The following is a 19,970-nucleotide window of genomic DNA, read 5'->3' on the forward strand; positions in this document are numbered from 1 at the left end:
CCGAGGAACGGCCTGAACACGATCTACGCCAAGTTATTCCCTGATGAAACTGACGGTCCATCGCAGCAGGCGTCACACCGCGCACGTGTGACGCCTTGTTTTGATGCCTATAAACCCGCGGTGTGTACGGCGTGGTCCATCAGTGTGCGTATGGCATCTCCGAACTGAGCGAACCGCGGATCGGTGGTCTTACCCATTTTGTAACGAACATAAATCTGTTGGATGATTACGGCCAACTTGAACGTACCGAGCACCTGGTAAAACACCAGATGATCGACAGGGCGGCCGCTTGTACGAGCATATAACTGAACGATTTCGTCGCGCCGTAGAAAACCAGGCAGGACGGTGGCCGAGGGCAGAAGGCTGCGTAACGGTTCCGGATCCGAGGCCTCTACCCAATAGCTGAGCATGACGCCGAGATCGAACAGTGGATCGCCTATGGTCGCCATTTCCCAATCGACGATCCCGACGATTTCCGTAAGTGAGTTTGGATCGAAGAGCAAGTTATTCAGCTTAAAGTCATTGTGGATGACGGTGTAGCTGTGGGTGTCTGGAATCTTGCGCGTAAGCCACGCCATTAGGGCGTCGGCTCCTGGCACGGGCTCGCCGATGTCCGACCGTCGAAAGCGTTCTATCCAACCGTCGACTTGGCGCTGCAGAAATCCCTCAGGATGCCCGAAGGAAGTCAACTCTGTCGCCGCGACGTCGACACTGTGCAAATCGACGAGCGCGAGCACGGCTTGTTCCGAAACAGCTTTCGCCTTCGCTGGCGTATAGGGCACGTGCGGCGGAAAAGCCATATCGATGCAAATGCCGGGGCGATATTCCATAAGGAAAAAGGGCACTCCAATGACGCTTGTGTCTTCGCAGAATGAGTACGGTTGCGGTGCTTTGGGGAAGTGTGGGTGCAGTTTCGCGAGAAAGGCGGCTTCTCGCTTCATATCGTGGGCGCGCGGCGGCAGTGGCCCGTGTGGGGGTCGACGCAGTACGGCCACCCACGATCCGCACTGCAGCAGGTAGGTCAAATTGGAAGCGCCCGTTGGAAACTGTACGACCTCCAGATTCGCGCTTGCGTCAGCTGGTACGAGTTGTTGTTGAACGAGGTAGGCCAAAACCGCCTTTGTGTCGAATGCGTCTTCGGATCGTACAGCCATGGTGCCAGGAATGTCATGTATATTCATCATGGAGGACCCCTCAGGATATTGTGTGATCTGGGAAATACGGTTTCTATTATGCGAAACGAGAGTTTTGTATGCAAGCGCTTTCGATGGCGACGCGCGTTTGCACAACCTTGGCCGCTGCGCGTTGGCCTTTATACGTGACCATCGCTTTTGCGAAGAATATACTAGTTCATAGCATAGGGGGCGATGGGCATGATGATGTTCCGAAGTCCGACGCTAGGTACGTTGACGTTGGCGCAAGTCGCGGACGACATCATCCGCGAACGGCGGTTACACGCAGCCGACAGATATCGCTTGATCATCGGCACGGATTCGCAGCCGCGAGAGCGGCTGCATGAGGCGACGTTTGTCACCGCAGTGATCTTGCATCGCGTGGGACATGGCGCACGATATTACATCCACAAGGAACACCACGACAACATGCGTGCGCTCCGGCAGCGCATGTTCACCGAAGCATCCCTCTCCATTCAAACAGGCGGCCTTCTTAGCGAACATCTCCAGCGGGACAGAAATGATTGGCATATTGAAGTGCACCTCGATATCGGCGAAGCTGGCGAAACCAAGCAGTGGATTCGCGAAATTGTCGCCTGGATTGAGGCCAACGGCTACGAAGCGCACATCAAGCCGGATTCGTTTGGCGCGAGCAAGGTGGCGGATCGTTACACAAAGTCATAGCCAGTCTCCCAACTGAAACGAGCTTGCATAATCGATGAGCACAGCCCACTCGCGTTCGGGAAAGGCTTTCATGACAGAAACGCGCTCGTCTGTGAGGCCAAGGTGGGCTGCCGCGATGCGGGCGTCCGCGCGAATCAAGTTGGCAAGTCGCCGATGATGAGATGCGGAGCGGGAGCGGTTGCCGACAAGTCCGATGTTCCAGCCGCGAACTCCCCGCCACGCCCAGCCGGCTTCTACGGTCGTAGCAAACCAGGTACCGGGCGAAGCCAGCCAGATGGGAGACACGGCCTGGAAGACAGCGCGTGGAACGTATTGGGGCAAGAGGCACGGTATCGGCTTATCACATGTACCAACGCCTTCTAACACCGGAATCCAAGCGGATCGAATGGCTTGTGCGAGGGGGCCGTTGCGCAGGTTATCCGCATCGACACCCACAATCGAATCCGATCCCGTTTGCGCTTCGTCGATGAATGTCTGCAGCATCGGCCCGAATGATCCTCCCCAGTCTCCATCGACAAATAAAAGCGCATCCAGTCCCCCTTTTTGCCATGCACGCAAAGCCGCTACGGCGCCAATGGCGCGCGGGACATCGTGCCCGAGTGGACGGTCAAACCCGACGATGCGCACGTCGATGCCGTGGACCGCCAAGGCCTTCTCGCTCGTTGCGTCATGACTCCCGTTATCGACGATCACGACTTTATGCACGCCTGCACGCAGCAACTGGCGCATCACGTTGCCAATCGTCTTCGCTTCGTTGCACGCCGCGATGATTGCCGCGGTTTGTCTTGATTCTCTGCTCATCTGCGGCCTCCGCGTCTGTCACACTGAACTGACCTTGCATATCGTATGGCAGAGTCGTTCGTGAGGGGTGGTTGCATGTGGAAAGCGGGCGAAATGGTCACGCGTAAGTCCTATGGCAAAGACGTCTGCTTTGTCGTCGTCGAGGTGGATCATGACACGGAAACGGCGATTCTGAAGGGGATCGACGTACGGCTGATGGCAGACGCACCTTTTGACGATTTGGAGCGCGTTAGCGAAGATGAACTTCGCCAATTTGAAGCGGCCCGGAATCAGGTTGAGGGCGAGTGTTTACGCCTGATTCAGTCGAGGCGCGCACACGAATATGAAAAGCGAGCGTTGCGGCGCGAGAGCCGATTCCAAAGCAACCCGGATTTTTTTGAGCGGCCCGGCCGGGTTCTGCACTTGGACGGCGATGGATCGTATTTGCAAAAGTGCATGGCCATGTATCGGGAACTCGGGATCCGGGCGGTTGGCCAACACGTCGCGGAATCACAGATGCCGGATAAGATCATCGGCTTGCTGGAACAGTATGAGCCGGATATCTTGATTATTACTGGTCACGACGGCGTCATCAAAAAGGGCAAGGACTGGTCGGATATACGCAATTACCGCAACTCGCAAAACTTCGTGAGGACGGTTTCCAACGCACGCAAACACGTTCGCAACATGGACGATCTCGTCATTATCGCGGGCGCCTGCCAGTCTCACTTTGAGGGCATCCTCGATGCCGGGGCCAATTTTGCGTCTTCTCCGCAGCGAATCATGATTCACGCGCTCGATCCGGTGTTCATCGCGGAGAAAATCGCCTTCACGCCCATCCATGAAACGGTCAACTTGTACGATGTGGTCAAATCCACCTACACAGGAACCGATGGTATAGGGGGATTGGAGTCGAGAGGAAAATATAGGTTAGGGTTGCCTAGATCAGCGTACTGACGGGCGTCAACGTCGTAAATTACCCATTGACAACGAAAAACATACGCTGATATAATGTTTGAATTTTGTTGACACAACCTCTTACCCGTGCTATAATCAAGCGCGGAAAGAGGTGGTGTGTGTTGGCCAAAAATGCGCTCCACGAAATTAAAAAGAGTCTGGATGGACTCATCGGCGAACGTGTTCTCCTTCGTGCAAACGGAGGGCGTCGTAAGACGGTTGAGCGCTTCGGGGTTTTGGAAGAAACGTATCCGTCTGTCTTTGTGGTTAAGCTTGACCCACCTGACGGATCGTTTGAGCGCGTTTCGTATAGCTACGCTGACGTGCTGACGGAAACCGTCGAGCTCATGCTGTGCACAGAGGACGGCAACACCGCAAAGTTCGCTGTTGAACAATGAGATATTACGATGTGACATCGTTGTAAGCGAGGCGTGAGCCTCGCTTTTGTTTTGGTTTCGATTGTCATGTCGATTGTGGATTTTTATGTCACCCGTACCGCGTTGGGATAAACGAAACGCAAATGCGACATATTAGCACTGTCGTCCTCTGACTCAGGGAGGGATTTGGCATGGCAAGGCATGGCGGAACGATGTCGGATGCGTTGAAAGTGGAACTTGCGAAGGAACTCGGGTTTTACGACACCGTCCAGAAAGAAGGATGGGGCGGAATTCGAGCGAGAGATGCAGGGAACATGGTCAAACGCGCCATCGAGATCGCAGAGCAAGCTATGGCAGACAAAACCGGGCAGAGGTGACGACGATGGCCGGGGCGCGTTCCCGGCCATTTTTGTTGGAATATACTCCAACCTGCGTGGAAAAAGTACTAGCATCGCCTATCGCGGGCGGCGCTCATAGTACGCGAGGAGGAGAACCGTTTGGCAGGTCAATCGGGGCCATTGGTTATTGTCGGCGGCGCCGAAGATAAAACGGGCGAGTGCCGCATTCTACGAAGATTCGTCGAACTCGGGGGCGGGAAGAACGCGCGCGTGCTCGTCATCACCGTCGCAACCAAGCTTCCCGTGGAAGTTGGGGCGGAGTACATCGACGTGTTTCAGCGCATTGGCGTGGAAGATGTGCGCACGTTCGACGTCTCGCATCGCGATGCCGCCAATGCGGCGAGCGCGATTCAAATGATCGAGCAAGCGACCTGCATTTACTTTACTGGAGGGGATCAACTCCGGATCACGAAGCTACTCGGTGGCACACGCGTGGATGCAGCGCTGCACGAGGCGCATCACCGCGGCGTTGTACTTGGCGGTACCAGCGCCGGTGCATCGATGATGTCGAGCACGATGATTGTCGATGGCCAGGCGGAAACGAATCCGCGACCATCGATCGTCGATATGGCGCCGGGCATGGAGTTTCTCGACGGCTGCGTGATCGATCAACATTTCGCACAGCGAGGCAGGCTCGGCAGATTGTTGTCAGCAGTCGCGCAATATCCGCATCATCTTGGCCTTGGGATTGACGAGGACACGGCAGTGGTTGTGCGCGATCACGTCCTGCAAGTGATTGGCAGGGGAGCCGTGAGCATCGTCGATGCAGGCAAGGTTACCTATTCCAACCTGGATCGCGTGCGGCGGGACGAGTCGCTGGCCTTGTGTGGCGTGCAATTGCACATGCTGCCAGAAGGATGCGGATTCTTACTGCGCGATCGAAAACCAATTCCCGATTTTGAACAATGGCTTCATCGCAAGGAGCTTTCCTCATGAACATTCAAACAGTTCGGCACATTGAAGGCCCGAACGTCTATTTGTATAAACCCATACTTGTTGCGCGCATTCACTTAGGTGAATGGACGGAAAAAGAGAGCGTAGATTACCCTGGCTTTACCGAGCGCCTACTCGCGCTTTTACCAGGGCTTGCGGATCACCACTGTGCCAAAGGTGCCCCAGGCGGTTTTGTCGAGCGCCTTCAAGGCGGCACATATTTCGGGCACATCTGCGAACACGTCGCCATCGAGCTTTCCCACTTAGCCGGGCTCGACGTCCACTACGGCAAGACAGTGTATGCCGACGGTCCGGGTAGCTATGACATTGTCATCGAATGTGTGTGTTTTGAAACGCAGCGCTGGTTGCTTCTGCAAGCGGTAGAACTTGTTCGTGCACTCGCTCGCAACGAACGTGCGCCAGACGTCGCACGCATCGTTGCAGAGGCCAGCGACATCCATGCGCGAAATCAACTTGGGCCGAGCACACAGGCCATCGTCGATGCATGCAAGCGTCGAGGGATTCCGGTTCGCCGCCTGCAAGGAAGTTTCTTGGAGCTGGGATATGGTGTTCATCGCAAGCGGATCGAAGCGACGATTACAGAGAAGACGTCTTGCATAGGTGTTGACATCGCATGCGATAAGGCGTTTACCAAACGATTATTGGAGGACGCTGGCATTCCGGTGCCCTATGGCGGGGTTGCGACAACCCCCGAGGAGGCCATCGACTGGCTGCACGATGTCGGAGCGCCAGTCGTCGTCAAGCCGCTCGATGGTCGCCAGGGGCAGGGGGTCTCGTTGAATCTGACGACGGAAGACGAGGTGCGCAAGGCGTTTGCGATCGCGTCGGCGTTTTCGCGGAGTGTCGTGATTGAAGAGTACATTCCGGGTGCAAACGTTCGCCTGCTTGTTGTCGACGGCCGTTGTGTGGCTGCATCAGTCCGTCAACCCGCGACGGTAGAGGGCGATGGCAAGGCGACCATTCGCGAGCTGATCGAGCGGGTGAATCAGGATCCGCGGCGGGGCGTGGGGCACGAAAAGCCGTTGACGCGCATCGAGATCGACGAGATCGTTGAAGGGACGTTGGCGAAGGCCGGCTACACGTTGGATAGCGTACCGCCACAAGGTGAACGCGTGATGGTACGGGACAGCGCAAATCTGTCGACCGGCGGCGAGGCATGCGACATCACGGAGCTGCTTCACCCCACGTACCGACGTATTGCGGAACGGAGCGCGATGCACATCGGGCTCGACGTGTGCGGCGTCGACATGGTGATTGGTTCGCCGAGTGAACCGGCCGGACGTGGCCATTGCGCCGTGATCGAAGTCAACGCGGCGCCAGGCATCCGCATGCACGAACATCCCTCGCAGGGCGAGCCGCGCAGGGTCGCCGAAGCGATTGTCGAGTCGCTGTTCCCGAACGGTCAGGACGGTCGCATTCCGATCATCTCCATCACAGGTACCAACGGTAAGACCACGACGTCCCGCTTGGTTGCTCACGGCTTTGCTACGGCGGGCAAAACGGTCGGTCATACGTCGACGGGCGGCGTGTACATTGGCGGCGAGTTGGTTCAGCCAGGCGATACAACGGGGCCGCGCAGCGCCCGCTTGGTACTATCCCACCCAGAGGTGGAGGTTGCCGTGCTCGAGACTGCGCGGGGCGGGATCATCCGCGGCGGTCTCGCGTATGACTTCGCAGATGTCGGGGTCATTACGAATATCTCGCTCGATCACGTCGGCCAAGATTGCCTGGACACGATCGATGACATCGCCCATGTCAAGGCGTTGGTGGGCGAGCGTGTGCGCCCGGGCGGTATCGTCGTACTCAACGCGGATGACGATCGCGTCATGGCGATGCGTTCCCGCTTTCAGGCTGAGGCGTATTTGACGTCTTCGTCGCATCGCAACGAACGGATTGCCCGCCATGTCGCAGCTGGCGGCACCGCGTTTTACGTGGAAGACGGGCAGATTGTCGAGGTGACTGGGCGCGTGCGGCGGACGGTCGTATCGGTTGCCGAAATTCCCATTACCTTGGGTGGCACGGTCGGCTTTCACGTGGAAAATGCGGTCATTGCGGCGGCGGCGATGCGCGCTGCTGGGCTTCCCAGGCGCATCGTCGGAAAGGCGTTGCGCACGTTCGAACCGGATCGGAATCAAGGGCGATGCGCGATGTTTCAACTACAGAATGGCGCCTACGTCATTCTCGACTATGCGCATAATCCAGCCGGATTTCAGCGGGTGGGCGAATGGTTGGCACGGCTACCGCACAAGCGTCTGTTAGCCGTTGTGGGGGTTCCGGGCGACAGGGCCGATCACGTTGTCGAGCAGGCAGCACAGGCGTTGGTACCATGGTTTGACCAGTTCGTCGTCAAAGAGGACGAGGATTTGCGCGGCCGTAAACCGGGCGAGATCGCCCATATCTTACAGACTGCCATGAAGCAGTCGGCACCTCACAAGCCGGTGGCCGTTGTCTTGTCGGAGGTGCAAGCGATGGAGGCGGCGATGCGCGACATGCAAAACGGAGATGTGCTGTGTGTCTTCTACGAAAAATTGGCTCCGCTTGAAGAACGTTTGTCACAATTGGGCGCTCTTCGCGTGAACGGACTCGTCGTGTCGTCAGATGGGCCCAGTTACGCCATGCTGTGACCGGATCTTGACTTTGCCGCTCCACCTCGGCATGCTAGTCCTAGTCGAGGTGGGGCATTTTGCTGTTTAAGCGGGCGTACGCAAAAATCAACTTGACGTTGGATGTATTGGGCCGTCGTGACGATGGGTATCACGAAGTCGACATGGTCATGCAAAGTATCGATCTGTCGGATCTGGTGTGGCTGGATAGGCGCCCGGCGGGGGAGGTAACCATCGAAAGCACATCGGCTGCCATTCCTGTTGATGACCGCAACTTGGCTGTGCAAGCAGCGCAGCGGTTCTTTGAGCATACGGGGACAGCCGCAGGTGTGCACATCCAGCTTGAGAAGCACATTCCGATTGCCGCTGGATTGGCCGGTGGATCAAGTGATGCGGCCGCCGTTTTGCGCGGGCTGAACGAGCTGTTTGGGACCGGTATGTCGCTTGATGAGCTCGCAGAAATCGGGGCGCGCATTGGTTCGGATGTGCCCTTTTGCATGTATGGCGGCACGGCGATTGCGCGGGGGCGCGGCGAACGGTTAACCCGCATCCCCTATCTGCTCCCAATGTTTGCGGTGTTGATTCATCCACGCCTGTTTGTGTCGACAGCCGAGGTGTATCAGGGTCTCCGGCCGGACGACTTTACAGGCAATCCGGCGAGTGCCGCCATGGTTCGGTGTTTGGCCGAGGAGGACGTACAGGGAGTGGCTCCTTTGGTTCGCAACGCACTGCAGCGCGTCACGTTCGACATGTATCCAGAGTTACGAGCGCTGGCCGAAAAAGTCGAGGCGGTGACGCACCATCCGGTGCACATGTCGGGCAGCGGACCGACTTTGTTTTGCCTCGCCGTGACGTCCGGGCAGGCACAGCGGATGTACAACGCCTTGCGCGGCATCATGAAAGACGTCTACATATGCCGTTTTGTCGGCGGTGAGGAGGCAGTGGGACAAACTGCCACCGAGTGAGATTACGGGAAACGCTGTTTCGCGGAAAGGAGCGTCGCCATGCAGAGGCAGGAACGTCTGATTCGCCTAACCCAGCGCCTTGTCGAGCAACCTGCGGCGCCGCTTCATGTGACACAACTCGCCGATAGGTGGGGCGTCGCCAAATCGACGTTGAGCGAGGACATCGCACTCGTTCGTGAGACGTTTGTTGGTGCTGGGACGGGGAACGTCGAGACGATGGCAGGTGTTCAAGGGGGCGTGCGCTATCGGCCGGTCGTCTCCAATGCCGATGCAGCCGTATTTCTCGCGCAACTTGCGGAGCGCCTTTCCGATCCGGACAGGGTGTTGGCGGGCGAGTTCGTCTACCTGTCGGACGTTTTGGGAGATCCGGATGTGCTCGATTTCGTCGGGCGGCTTGTCAGTGCGCGCTTCCAAGACAGCGGCGTTAACGTCGTCGTCACCGTGGAAACCAAGGGCATTACCTTAGCGGCATCGGTAGCTCGCTATCTGCACGTTCCGATTGCGATTGTGCGTCGCGATCAACGTGTGACCGAAGGGGCCTCCTTGACGACACACTATGTTTCGGGTTCTGCCAAGCGCATTCAAACGATGTCGCTCAGCAAGCGATTGGTGCCAAGTGACGCCCGTGCGCTCATAGTCGACGACTTCATGCGGGCGGGGGCGACCGCGCGGGCCGTGGCGCAATTGTTGGCCGAGTTCGATGCGGAAGTGGTTGGCACAGCAGTCTTTATGGCGACTGCAATGCCCGTGGCAAAGATGGTCGATTCATACGTGGCACTGCTGCAAGTGAACCAAGTCAGTGAAGCTGGTATCGAGGTTTGTCCGTATCCGTTATCTGAATCATGACGACGGGCCCGTAAGCCCTTTTAGGAGGAATGTACGATGGACATCATTCAAACCCATGACGCACCTGCTGCAATCGGCCCCTATTCGCAGGCTGTGCGTGTTGGCCCGTTTTTGTATACCTCGGGACAAATACCGCTGACCAAGGAAGGCAATCTGGTGGAAGGCGGTATCTCTGAGCAGGTGGCACAGGTGTTTGCGAATTTGGACGCGGTCCTCAAAGCTGGGGGCGCCACGCGCGAGCAAGTCGTCAAGGCGACTATTTTTATGACCGATCTCGCAGAGTTTCAGGTCGTCAACGAGGCCTGCGCGAGCTTTTTTGGCGAGCATCGGCCTGCGCGATCAACCGTTCAGGTTGCGGCACTCCCGCGCGGCGCAAGAGTTGAGATCGAACTGATTGCGTATCGTGGTTAATTTGCCACATGCACGTAAATTTTTGAATAATGTATGACGTTTGATGCAGGAGTTTACCGCCTCGATGTTGAATTGGTGGTTTAGGTAGAACTGACCAATCGCGACATCAGGGTGGTGAAAAGGGTGCAAATCACCGATGTAAGGCTTCGCAAGGTTGCGACAGAAGGCCGTATGAAGGCGATTGCTTCTATTACCATTGATAGCGAATTCGTGGTGCACGATATTCGAATTATTGATGGGAACAATGGGATGTTCGTTGCGATGCCGAGTAAAAAGACACCAGACGGCGAATTCAGGGATATCGCGCATCCCATCTCTGCATCGACACGTCAAAAAATTCAACAAGCAGTCCTCGATGCGTATTTCCGTGATGCGCAACAGTCCGGCGCAGTGATCCAACCGGAAGAGCAAGTGGTCGGTGAATCGACCGGGTGAAGCACATCCCTAGGACGGGACGGGCTTCTTTTCGAACAACTTCTGAATCTTGTTTGAAAAGTCCCTGGCAAATGCCAGGGCTTTTTTGTCTACAGAGGCGTTTCAAATTGAAATCGGAAATGTCCTTCGGGTACACTGGGTTTCGACAACATGAGTCAAGATCCGCAGTGTTTACGTTTTGTGGGGGAGATCCGAATGACGAGAAGTGCCATCGTGTTGGCCGCTGGCCATGGCACACGCATGAAATCGCAGACACATAAAGTGTTGCATCCGGTCTGCGGAAAACCGATGATTCACCATATTCTCGACACACTGGAAGAGGTGGGCGTCGACCAAATTGTCGTTGTCGTCGGTCAGCAGCGGGAACGCGTGGCGGCAGCGGTCGCTGGGCGTGCGGATATCGCGGTGCAAGCGGCCCAGCTCGGCACGGGCGACGCCGTCAAGGCGGCTCTTTCCACATTGCGTTCGGATACAGATACGGTGGTCGTGTTGTATGGCGATGCGCCACTCATCCGCCCGCAAACCATCGCAAGCATGTTTGAGGCGCGAGAAACGAGTGATGCGGCGGCCGTCGTGTTAACGGCTTCTGTTCCCGATCCAACGGGTTTGGGGCGCGTGTTTCTCGACGGCGAGGGCGGTGTACTTCGCATCGTCGAAGAAAAGGACGCGTCTCCCGAAGAACGGCAGCATCGGTTGATCAACACAGGGATTTACGCATATCGCCGCGATGCCCTTAAATCGTCGGTGGGTCGGCTCAAGGCCGACAACGCCCAGCGCGAATATTACTTGACGGACACGCTTGCCATCCTGAGATCCGGCGGTGAACGCGTGATCGCCCGGACGGTCGAGGATCCCTTGGAAATTGCCAGCGTGAACGATCGCGCGCAACTTGCGCAGGTTGAACAGATTTGTCGCAGCAACATTGCCAGGCGGTGGATGCGCGAAGGTGTAACCATTGTCGATCCGAATCATACCTATATTGACGCCGACGTTGTCCTCGCCCCGGATGTTACACTGTTGCCCGGGACATTGCTCAGCGGTCGCACCATCGTTCGTGAAGGAGCCGTGATTGGTCCGCATACCCGACTCGTCGATACGCGGGTCGAGGCGGGCGCTGTGGTACAGAATGCGGTTGCGGTGGAGAGTGAAATCGGCGAGCAGGCTCAGGTTGGACCGTTTGCCTATCTGCGACCGGGTTCACGGGTCGGTAAGCGCGTAAAGATTGGCGATTTCGTCGAAGTCAAAAACAGCCGGATTGGCGATGATACGAAGGTGAGTCACCTGGCTTACGTCGGCGATGCGGACGTTGGCAGCCATGTGAATGTCGGTTGTGGCGTCATCACCGTCAATTACGACGGCGAACGCAAACATCGGACGGTAATTGGCGACAACAGTTTTGTCGGATCTAACGTCAATCTCATCGCACCGCTCGCCATTGGCGAGGGAGCGTATATCACGGCCGGATCGACCGTCACGGATGACGTAGGGGATGACGCATTTGTCATCGCCCGCGTGCCGCAAACGACCAAGCCGAACTATGTGCGAGCTTGGAAAGCGCGCAAACAGAACCAGAATCTCGTGAAAGGCGGGGACGATAGTGGCCATTGACAGCGACTTGAAGCTTGTCACGGGAAACGCCAATCCAGCCTTGGCACAGGAAATTGCCGACTACATTGGCGTCTCTTTGGCCGAGTGCAAGGTCAGCCGCTTCAAAGACGGCGAAGTGCAGATCAAGCTGGGCGAGAGCGTTCGCGGTAGCAACGTGTTCATCATTCAACCGACGAGCGCGCCGGTCAATGAGCACCTGATGGAGTTGTTGATTTTGATCGACGCCGTCAAGCGGGCGTCGGCTCGAACCATCAACGTCGTCATTCCGTATTATGGATATGCGCGCCAGGATCGCAAGGCAAGGGCTCGCGATCCGATCACGGCGAAATTGGTCGCGAACCTGCTCGAGACAGCAGGGGCGTCCCGCGTCATCTGCATGGACTTGCACGCAGGCCAAATTCAAGGCTTCTTCGATATCCCGCTGGATCATCTGATCGGCATGCCGATTTTGGCCGATTATTTTCTGGACAAGCAACTCGATAACCCGGTCGTCGTATCGCCAGATATGGGCGGCGTGACGCGGGCGCGAGCCTTCGCTGAGCGGCTGGGGGCACCCTTGGCCATCATTGATAAGCGGCGCCCCGAAGTCAACGAGGCAAAAGTGATGAATATCATCGGCGACATTGAGGGCAAGACCGCCATTCTCATCGACGACATGATCGACACCGCCGGAACCATCTCCGCCGGCGCCAGCGAGTTGTTGGCGCGGGGCGCGAAAGGCGTGTACGCCTGTTGCATTCACCCGGTATTGTCTGGCGCCGGGGTTGAGCGCATCGCGAAGTCCGAGATCCAGGAGGTCGTGGTCACCAACACCATTGCTCTGCCGGAGCACAAGCGGATCGATAAAATTCGCGTGTTGTCTGTCGCCGAGTTGATTGCGGAAGCCATCATCCGCGTGCACACGCAGCGCTCTATCAGTCAACTGTTCGACTGAGCGCGGTCGCCACAGGAGGATACAGTCTTTTGAAAGCAATCATTGGGCTTGGCAACCCAGGCTTCAAATACGAGCGTACCCGGCACAACGTCGGCTTTTGGGCGATTGATCGCGCCGCCCAAAAGCTCGGCGTCGTTGTCGATCGCGCCAAATTCCAGTCGCTCATTGGCGAAGCGCGGGTTGCGGGCGAACCGGTTCTGCTCGTGAAACCGCAGACGTATATGAACGTAAGTGGAGTTGCGGCTGCTGAAATTGCACGCTTCTATAAACTGGACGTTGAGCAGGACATCTTGGTGATGTACGACGACATGGATTTTCTGCCGGGCCAACTCAAGTTGCGCGCCCGCGGTTCGGCGGGCGGACACAACGGTGTGAAGTCGCTGATACAGTCGTTGGGAACGGATTCGTTTTGCCGTATCCGCATCGGCATCGGGCGTCCACCGGCCGGCTCGGACATCATTCCCTATGTCCTTGGCACCTTTCCCGAAGCGGAGCGCGTACGGGTCGAAAAGGCGGCCGAGGCAGCTGGGGATGCGGCGGTGTATGCCGTTGAGCACGGTTTTGAACAGGCGATGAACAAATTTAACCGCGTCTCGTTTTAGAGGGATTGGCTTGTTCATGCAATTTTGGCTTGTGACGTATGTCCATTTTGTTCTACCCCCATACTAGTGGCAGACATCGTTGTCGGGGGTGGCGCAGATGCGCTTTGAATACGTATGCCGGTATTGTAAGCAGCCGGTCGGCGTCGTTGATCACGAAGCTTGGTCATATGCCGACGCAGTTTCACGGCTTGGGTTGCACCATTTGGATGTTGAACATCAGCGCGACGTGATTCATGCGGGCCCGGACAAGTATGAGATTCAAACCGTTTGCGACGCCTGCGAACAAGCGGTTGCTATGCATCCAGAGCTCTTGATAGAGGGCAGCATCATTCAATAGATCCAGATCTGTGCGCGGACTGGGAGGGGGAGTAGCGTGAAAGGTCTCGTCCAACTCATGGCTGCTGATGACGCGCTACAAGCGTTGGCCGGCGGGATGGGGCCACGGCGCAACGACGCACTCGTCACGGGTGTGACGGGCGCGGCTCGCCAACTGACGATGGCCGCGCTGTACGCATTGCGCAATGCCCGTGGGCCTGAGTCGATGGTCGTGGTGACGCATACGGCGAGTCAGGCGCAAACTATTTGGGAAGACCTAAAAGAATATCTTCCAGATGCGCGCGTTTATCTGTTCCCAGAGCGCGAAAACGCTTTGGTCGACTATATCGCAGCTTCAACCGACGTGATGTCGGATCGGTTGCACGTCATGGAGGCCCTCGTTGCGGAGGGCCCTGTTGTCGTGATCACAACGCTTTTGGCCGCGTGGCAGCCTATCACGAAGCGCAGTCAGTTTATCCAAACGCTGGTTCACCTCGAGGTTGGGGCCGATCAGCCGCTTGACGCTGTCTCGGAGCAATTGCTAAAAGGCGGCTACGAACGCGTGGACTTGGTTGAGAGTCGCGGACAGTTCAGCGTTCGCGGCGGCATTTTGGATGTCTTTCCGATGGCGGCTACACAGCCCTATCGAATCGAGTGGTTTGACACCGAGATCGACTCGATTCGCACATTCGATCCCGAAACACAGCGTTCCCTTGAGAAGTTGAACGAAGTATCTTTTGGCCCTGCCATCGACCTGGCAGTTCCTGCTGGTGTCGCGGCCGAGGTGGGGGAACGCGTCGCTGAACACTTGGAGTCCCGCGTGCGGACGACCACGGATGCGGATGTGCGCGATCGCCTGCAGACGACAATTGGTGCGGACCTGCGCAAATTGCAGAGCGGTCAGGCATTTCCAGGGCTAGCCCGCTACCGCAAGCTGCTTGATGGGCACGTCGACACGCTGTTCGATCACGTCACTGGTCCGACGTTTGTCTGCCTCGACGAGACCTCGCGCTTGCTCGAGCGCGCGCAGGCTCTCGAAAAGGAGTTCAACGAGTGGCTGTCAGGAGCACTCATGCGAGGCGAAGTGTTATCTGGGACCGTCGAGGCCATCGACTATGACGCGAAGATTGCAGAATTGTCGAAAGCGAAGGTGCACTTTTCGACGTTCACCCGCAGCCAGGCCGGCGCACGCTTTGGGCAGGTAGTCAATCTAACGACACGAAGCATGCAGAACTTCCACGGCCAGATGAACGTCTTGAAGGCGGAGGTCGCACGTTGGCAACACGCCGGGATGAACGTCGTGTTTGCGGCCGCGACCAAGGAGCGGGCGGAGCACCTCGCGCGGGTGTTGGACGATTACCGGATCGACGCGGACGAAGCGGAGTCGTTCACGCCGGGTGCAAAGGTGCCGCAGATTGTCGTCGCGAACCTGTCGAGTGGCTTTGAATTGCCGATGCAGCATATCGCCCTCATCGTCGAGACCGAGGTGTTTACTGCCAAGCGCAAGCATCGGCGCACGCGGTCAAACGTCTCAGACGCCGAGCGAATTAAAAGCTATCAGGAATTGAATGTCGGCGACTATGTCGTCCATGTCAATCATGGCATTGGCAAGTATATGGGCATCAAAACGCTCGAAGTCGAGGGGCGGCACAACGATTATTTGTATTTGAGTTACGCGGGCAACGACAGCTTGTACGTGCCGGTCGATCAAATCGATCAAATTCAACGCTACGTCGGTTCTGGTGAAAAGGAACCCAAACTGCACCATCTCGGCAGCGGCGAATGGCAGAAGGTCAAGCATCGCGTGAGCAAGACGGTCAAGGACATCGCGGCCGATCTCGTCAAGCTCTATGCGCAGCGCGAGGCGACGCCAGGACACGCATTCTCGCCGGATACGCCGTGGCAAGCCGATTTTGAGAACATGTTTCCGTACGAGGAGACTCCGGATCAACTGCGCGCGATTGCGGATATCAAGCGCGACATGGAGCGGGCAAGGCCGATGGATAGGCTGTTGTGCGGAGACGTCGGATACGGCAAGACGGAAGTCGCAGTGCGGGCTGCCTTCAAAGCCGTCATGGATGGCAAGCAGGTGGCCGTGCTCGTGCCAACAACCGTGTTGGCGCAACAGCACTATGAGACATTTAAAGAGCGGTTTGCCGGGTTTCCGGTGACCATCGATATGTTGAGCAGGTTTCGCTCGCGCAAAGAGTCGCAGGCTTGTGTCAAGGGGTTGCAGGACGGCTCCGTCGACATCGTGATCGGAACCCATCGACTGTTGCAAAAGTCGGTTCAATTTAAGGATCTGGGACTTCTCATCGTCGACGAAGAACAGCGCTTTGGCGTGACGCACAAGGAACGGCTCAAGCAGTTGCGCGCCAATGTCGACTGCCTTACCTTGACTGCGACACCTATTCCACGGACATTGCACATGTCGATGATGGGCGTGCGCGATTTGTCCGTGATCGAGACGCCGCCAGAAAATCGCTTTCCTGTGCAAACGTATGTTGTCGAGTACAATGAGGGGCTGATACGGGAGGCGTTGGAGCGCGAACTTGGGCGGGGCGGTCAGGTGTATTTCGTCTATAACCAGGTTCACAACATTCACCGCATGGCCGAACGGGTACAGGAGATGGCGCCGGACGCCCGCGTGACTGTTGCCCACGGGCAGATGCAGGAGGCGGAGCTCGAGCGCGTAATGCTCGACTTCCTGGAAGGCGAGATCGACATTCTCGTCACGACCACCATTATCGAGACTGGTCTGGACATTTCAAACGTCAATACGTTAATTGTTTACGATGCCGATAAGTTCGGGCTTTCTCAGCTGTATCAATTGCGCGGCCGCGTGGGCCGTTCGAATCGAATTGCCTATGCGTATTTCACGTACCAGCGGGATAAGGTGCTGACTGAGGTCGCGGAAAAGCGGCTATCCGCCATCAAGGAATTCACCGAACTTGGCAGCGGCTTTAAAATTGCCATGCGCGATTTGTCCATTCGCGGCGCGGGTAACCTGCTCGGTGCGGAACAACATGGATTTATCAATTCTGTCGGCTTTGATATGTACACCGAGATGCTGGCGCAGGCGGTTCGCGAATTGCGTGGAGAAAAAGTGGCACAAGGCGTCGAACCGACGATCGATCTGCCGGTTGAAGCTTATATTCCGGATACCTATATCTCCGATTCCGCGCAGAAAATTGCCATGTATAAACGTTTCCGTGGGGTTCAGACATTGATGGAGGCGGACGATCTCGAAGAAGAGCTGGAGGATCGCTATGGCGACCTGCCAAAAGAGGTGCGCAATCTTCTCAATGTCACGCGCCTAAAGAGCCTCGCCGCCAGCTCCGGCGTCGATCAAATCTCTGTGCATGGGGCGGAGACGGCCGTTCGCTTTGGCAACGATGAGTCGCGCCCCGTGGACTACAGCAAAGCGTTGGCGATGGCGATGAAGCATCACGGGCAGCCGACCAGCCGACCCAACGGTCTTTTCTTCGTGGCGTTCCGCACAAAGGGTATGCCTGGAGAAGAGATTTTGAACAAGCTTACCGCATTTTTGCGCGATTATCTGGAGATGGTTCGCCAGTCCAAAGCGCAGGAGGAAGTGGCCGGCGTTTAACGACAACCCTCATGCTTCCTTGGTGCATAGAGGATCATATGGTGTCACATAATACAGTCACGTCAGACATCCGTTGCACCAAACTTCATGAGGGTGAGGGATCATTTCTTGAAAGCTACAGGCATCGTACGGAGAATTGATGACCTCGGTCGTGTTGTAATTCCGAAGGAAATTCGACGCACGTTGCGGATCCGCGAAGGCGATCCCTTAGAAATCTTCGTCGATCGCGACGGGGAAGTCATTTTGAAGAAATACTCGCCGATTGGCGAACTCGGCGACTTTGCGAAGGAATACGCCGATTCGTTGGCGGAGACGACCGGACATATCGCTATGATTGCCGATCGCGATGTCATTATCGCAGTTGCGGGTGCTTCAAAAAAGGACTTCCTTGAGAAGCAAGTCAGCGAAGACGTCGAACAGGCAATGGAGGATCGCAAAACGGTGATCAACTCTACACCCGCCGATTACTCGATTGTCAAGGATCGAAGCGAACGATTTGGCGCACGCGTCATCGCTCCCATCATTGCCGCTGGCGATCCAATTGGCGCAGTCATCCTGGTGACGCGCGAAGAGAATGTGCGGATGGGAGAGACTGAAACAAAGCTTGCCGAAACGGCAGCCGGCTTTCTTGGTAAACAGATGGAGCAATAATGAAGTTGCCCGCAGGAGTTTGGAATCGTCTGGTGTTTTTCTGAAAAGGCCTGTTGCAGGATTTCCCGCAACAGGCCTTTCAGCGTATGGAGATTTCAACTCTGGTGAAGGATTGTTTATACTGGCCAATGACATGTCGACGAAGGGAAAGGGCGGTTTTGTCGTGGGAATCGTGCATGTGGTAGGGCTCGGTCCGGGGGATGTGGACGGTTTGCCCGTTGGCACATACCGTTTGTTACAGTCCGGATGGCCTGTAATATTGCGTACGGCTGTGCATCCGGTCGTTGCCTCGTTGCCTGAACTTGGCGTCGAGTATGAGTCGCTCGACGACATCTACGAAACGAGCGAGACGTTTGACGAGGCTTACGCGCGCATGGCTAAGCGGGTGCGGGAGCGCGCGAAAACGCACGATCACGTCATCTACGCTGTGCCAGGGCACCCGTTGATCGCGGAGTTGAGTGTGCAGCTTCTGCTCACAACGACCGATTCCGACGTTGTGATCGAAATCGGACCGGGGCAGAGCTTTCTCGATGTTGCGGCGTCCCGTCTGCGGATCGATCCTATCGAAGGGCTGTTGTTGCTCGATGGCACGCAACCGGCGAGTCGATTGTTGAATCCGCGCGTACATACGCTTATCGCCCAGGTCTATCAACGACAGGTGGCAACTGATGTGAAATTGAGTCTCATGGACGTTTACCCGGACGACTACCAAGTGACGGTGGTTCGTGCCGCCGGAGTCGCAGGCGAAGAGCGGCTTGAGACCGTGCCATTATATGAACTGGACAGGCTCGATTGGATCGATCATTTGACGACAGTCTACGTCCCACCGGTACAGGACGCGCAGTTGACCTGGCGCGATCCCTTTGCCGCCGTCGAGATTGTCGAGACGTTGCGGGGGCCGGATGGCTGCCCATGGGACCGAAAACAGACGCACGAATCGCTGCGTAAGTATGTCATCGAGGAGGCGTACGAAGTCGCTGCGGCTATCGATGAGCGAGATCCGGATCATCTGGCGGAAGAGCTTGGCGATTTGCTGTTGCAGGTGTTATTGCACGCGCAGATTGCGAGCGAGGTGGGCGACTTTGACGTCCGCGACGTGTTCGCCCGGTTATCGGAGAAGTTGGTACGGCGCCATCCGCACGTGTTTGGCGAGGGAACCGCGCAATCCGTGGACGAAGTGAACGCCATTTGGGAGCGTGTAAAAGAGGAAGAGCACGCAAAACAAGAGAGTCGGCAGAGTACGCTCGCCGCTGTATCCTTTGCCGGACCTGCGCTCATGGTCGCACAGGCTGTTCAGACTGCGGCGGCGAAAGTCGGATTTGACTGGACAAAGCTCGAGGATGTATGGGGAAAGATAAAAGAGGAAATGAATGAACTTGAAATCGAGCTTGTCCGCGATCGCAGGCGTGATGCAGCGGTGGCAGAAGAATTGGGGGACTTGCTGTTTGCGTGTGTCAATGTGGCCCGGTTTCTCCAATTGGATGCCGAGACGTTATTGGCAGAGGCGACGCGTAAGTTCATCCATCGGTTTCAGTACGTGGAGCGGCGTGTGGCGGAAGGTAACGAATCTTGGGCAGAGATATCGCCGGAAACGCTCGATAGCTACTGGAATGAAGCAAAAATAACGCTTCCGAGGGAAAACTAGCAGGATTCCTGCGGCGAAGGACG

Annotated in this window: 19 protein-coding genes; 17 read left to right on the forward strand and 2 right to left on the reverse strand. The window is 56.7% G+C overall.

Going from position 1 to position 19,970, the window contains the following annotated elements:
- Positions 1–107: 107 nt before the first annotated feature.
- Positions 108–1,181 carry a phosphotransferase family protein gene (locus C7445_RS08800; RefSeq protein WP_134159687.1) on the reverse strand — a complete coding sequence of 358 codons (1,074 nt, stop codon included), beginning with the start codon at positions 1,179–1,181 and terminating at the stop codon, positions 108–110.
- Positions 1,182–1,373: 192 nt separating this feature from the next.
- On the opposite strand from C7445_RS08800, the gene C7445_RS08805 reads away from it, so the two are divergent.
- The gene (locus C7445_RS08805) at positions 1,374–1,856 is read left to right on the forward strand and encodes a ribonuclease H-like YkuK family protein (protein ID WP_243835081.1); all 483 of its coding nucleotides are present in this window, start codon (positions 1,374–1,376) and stop codon (positions 1,854–1,856) included.
- On the opposite strand, the gene C7445_RS08810 is transcribed toward C7445_RS08805, so the two are convergent.
- Positions 1,851–2,657, reverse strand: a complete 807-nt coding sequence (locus tag C7445_RS08810; RefSeq protein ID WP_134159689.1) for a glycosyltransferase — start codon at positions 2,655–2,657, stop codon at positions 1,851–1,853. The two genes, C7445_RS08805 and C7445_RS08810, sit on opposite strands and share 6 nt — an antisense overlap.
- 75 nt (positions 2,658–2,732) lie before the next feature.
- Here C7445_RS08810 and yabG point away from each other — a divergent pair, with 75 nt between their 5' ends.
- The 16 genes from yabG to yabN all read left to right on the forward strand — a co-directional run bounded on the left by yabG (position 2,733) and on the right by yabN (position 19,947).
- Complete coding sequence (gene yabG / locus C7445_RS08815; protein ID WP_134159690.1) at positions 2,733–3,593, forward strand: sporulation peptidase YabG; 861 nt, start codon at positions 2,733–2,735, stop codon at positions 3,591–3,593.
- 122 nt (positions 3,594–3,715) lie between these two features.
- Positions 3,716–3,991, forward strand: a complete 276-nt coding sequence (gene veg / locus C7445_RS08820; protein ID WP_040288486.1) for a biofilm formation stimulator Veg — start codon at positions 3,716–3,718, stop codon at positions 3,989–3,991.
- Between the two features lie 170 nt (positions 3,992–4,161).
- The gene (locus C7445_RS08825; protein WP_040288436.1) at positions 4,162–4,347 is read left to right on the forward strand and encodes a small, acid-soluble spore protein, alpha/beta type; all 186 of its coding nucleotides are present in this window, start codon (positions 4,162–4,164) and stop codon (positions 4,345–4,347) included.
- Positions 4,348–4,467: 120 nt separating this feature from the next.
- Complete coding sequence (locus C7445_RS08830; protein WP_134159691.1) at positions 4,468–5,304, forward strand: cyanophycinase; 837 nt, start codon at positions 4,468–4,470, stop codon at positions 5,302–5,304.
- Entirely contained in the window at positions 5,301–7,946 is a 2,646-nt protein-coding gene (cphA, locus tag C7445_RS08835; protein WP_134159692.1) for a cyanophycin synthetase, read from the forward strand. The genes C7445_RS08830 and cphA overlap by 4 nt, the downstream gene beginning before the upstream one ends.
- 59 nt (positions 7,947–8,005) lie before the next feature.
- Positions 8,006–8,890, forward strand: coding sequence for a 4-(cytidine 5'-diphospho)-2-C-methyl-D-erythritol kinase (ispE, locus tag C7445_RS08840; protein ID WP_166669060.1), 885 nt, complete (start codon positions 8,006–8,008; stop codon positions 8,888–8,890).
- A 39-nt stretch (positions 8,891–8,929) separates the two neighbouring features.
- Positions 8,930–9,736 (forward strand): pur operon repressor, encoded by an 807-nt coding sequence (gene purR / locus C7445_RS08845; protein WP_134159693.1) that lies wholly within the window; start codon positions 8,930–8,932, stop codon positions 9,734–9,736.
- A gap of 36 nt (positions 9,737–9,772) precedes the next feature.
- A complete protein-coding gene (locus C7445_RS08850) occupies positions 9,773–10,147 on the forward strand; it encodes a RidA family protein (RefSeq protein ID WP_134159694.1) in 375 nt (124 codons plus the stop codon).
- A 123-nt stretch (positions 10,148–10,270) separates the two neighbouring features.
- Complete coding sequence (gene spoVG / locus C7445_RS08855) at positions 10,271–10,582, forward strand: septation regulator SpoVG (protein ID WP_134159695.1); 312 nt, start codon at positions 10,271–10,273, stop codon at positions 10,580–10,582.
- A gap of 195 nt (positions 10,583–10,777) precedes the next feature.
- Positions 10,778–12,190, forward strand: coding sequence for a bifunctional UDP-N-acetylglucosamine diphosphorylase/glucosamine-1-phosphate N-acetyltransferase GlmU (gene glmU, locus C7445_RS08860; protein WP_134159696.1), 1,413 nt, complete (start codon positions 10,778–10,780; stop codon positions 12,188–12,190).
- Entirely contained in the window at positions 12,180–13,124 is a 945-nt protein-coding gene (locus C7445_RS08865; protein ID WP_134159697.1) for a ribose-phosphate diphosphokinase, read from the forward strand. The genes glmU and C7445_RS08865 overlap by 11 nt, the downstream gene beginning before the upstream one ends.
- A 29-nt stretch (positions 13,125–13,153) precedes the next feature.
- Positions 13,154–13,726 (forward strand): aminoacyl-tRNA hydrolase, encoded by a 573-nt coding sequence (pth, locus tag C7445_RS08870; protein ID WP_134159698.1) that lies wholly within the window; start codon positions 13,154–13,156, stop codon positions 13,724–13,726.
- 97 nt (positions 13,727–13,823) lie between these two features.
- Positions 13,824–14,063: an anti-sigma-F factor Fin gene (locus C7445_RS08875; protein WP_134159699.1), complete on the forward strand. Its 240-nt coding sequence runs from the start codon at positions 13,824–13,826 to the stop codon at positions 14,061–14,063.
- Between the two features lie 36 nt (positions 14,064–14,099).
- Complete coding sequence (mfd, locus tag C7445_RS08880; RefSeq protein WP_134159700.1) at positions 14,100–17,651, forward strand: transcription-repair coupling factor; 3,552 nt, start codon at positions 14,100–14,102, stop codon at positions 17,649–17,651.
- A gap of 108 nt (positions 17,652–17,759) precedes the next feature.
- Complete coding sequence (spoVT, locus tag C7445_RS08885) at positions 17,760–18,302, forward strand: stage V sporulation protein T (protein WP_134159701.1); 543 nt, start codon at positions 17,760–17,762, stop codon at positions 18,300–18,302.
- Between the two features lie 133 nt (positions 18,303–18,435).
- On the forward strand, positions 18,436–19,947 hold the full coding sequence (yabN, locus tag C7445_RS08890) for a bifunctional methyltransferase/pyrophosphohydrolase YabN (RefSeq protein WP_208320876.1): 1,512 nt from the start codon (positions 18,436–18,438) through the stop codon (positions 19,945–19,947).
- Positions 19,948–19,970 lie beyond the last annotated feature (23 nt).

Source organism: Alicyclobacillus sacchari (genome assembly GCF_004366795.1).
Lineage (GTDB): Bacteria > Bacillota > Bacilli > Alicyclobacillales > Alicyclobacillaceae > Alicyclobacillus > Alicyclobacillus sacchari.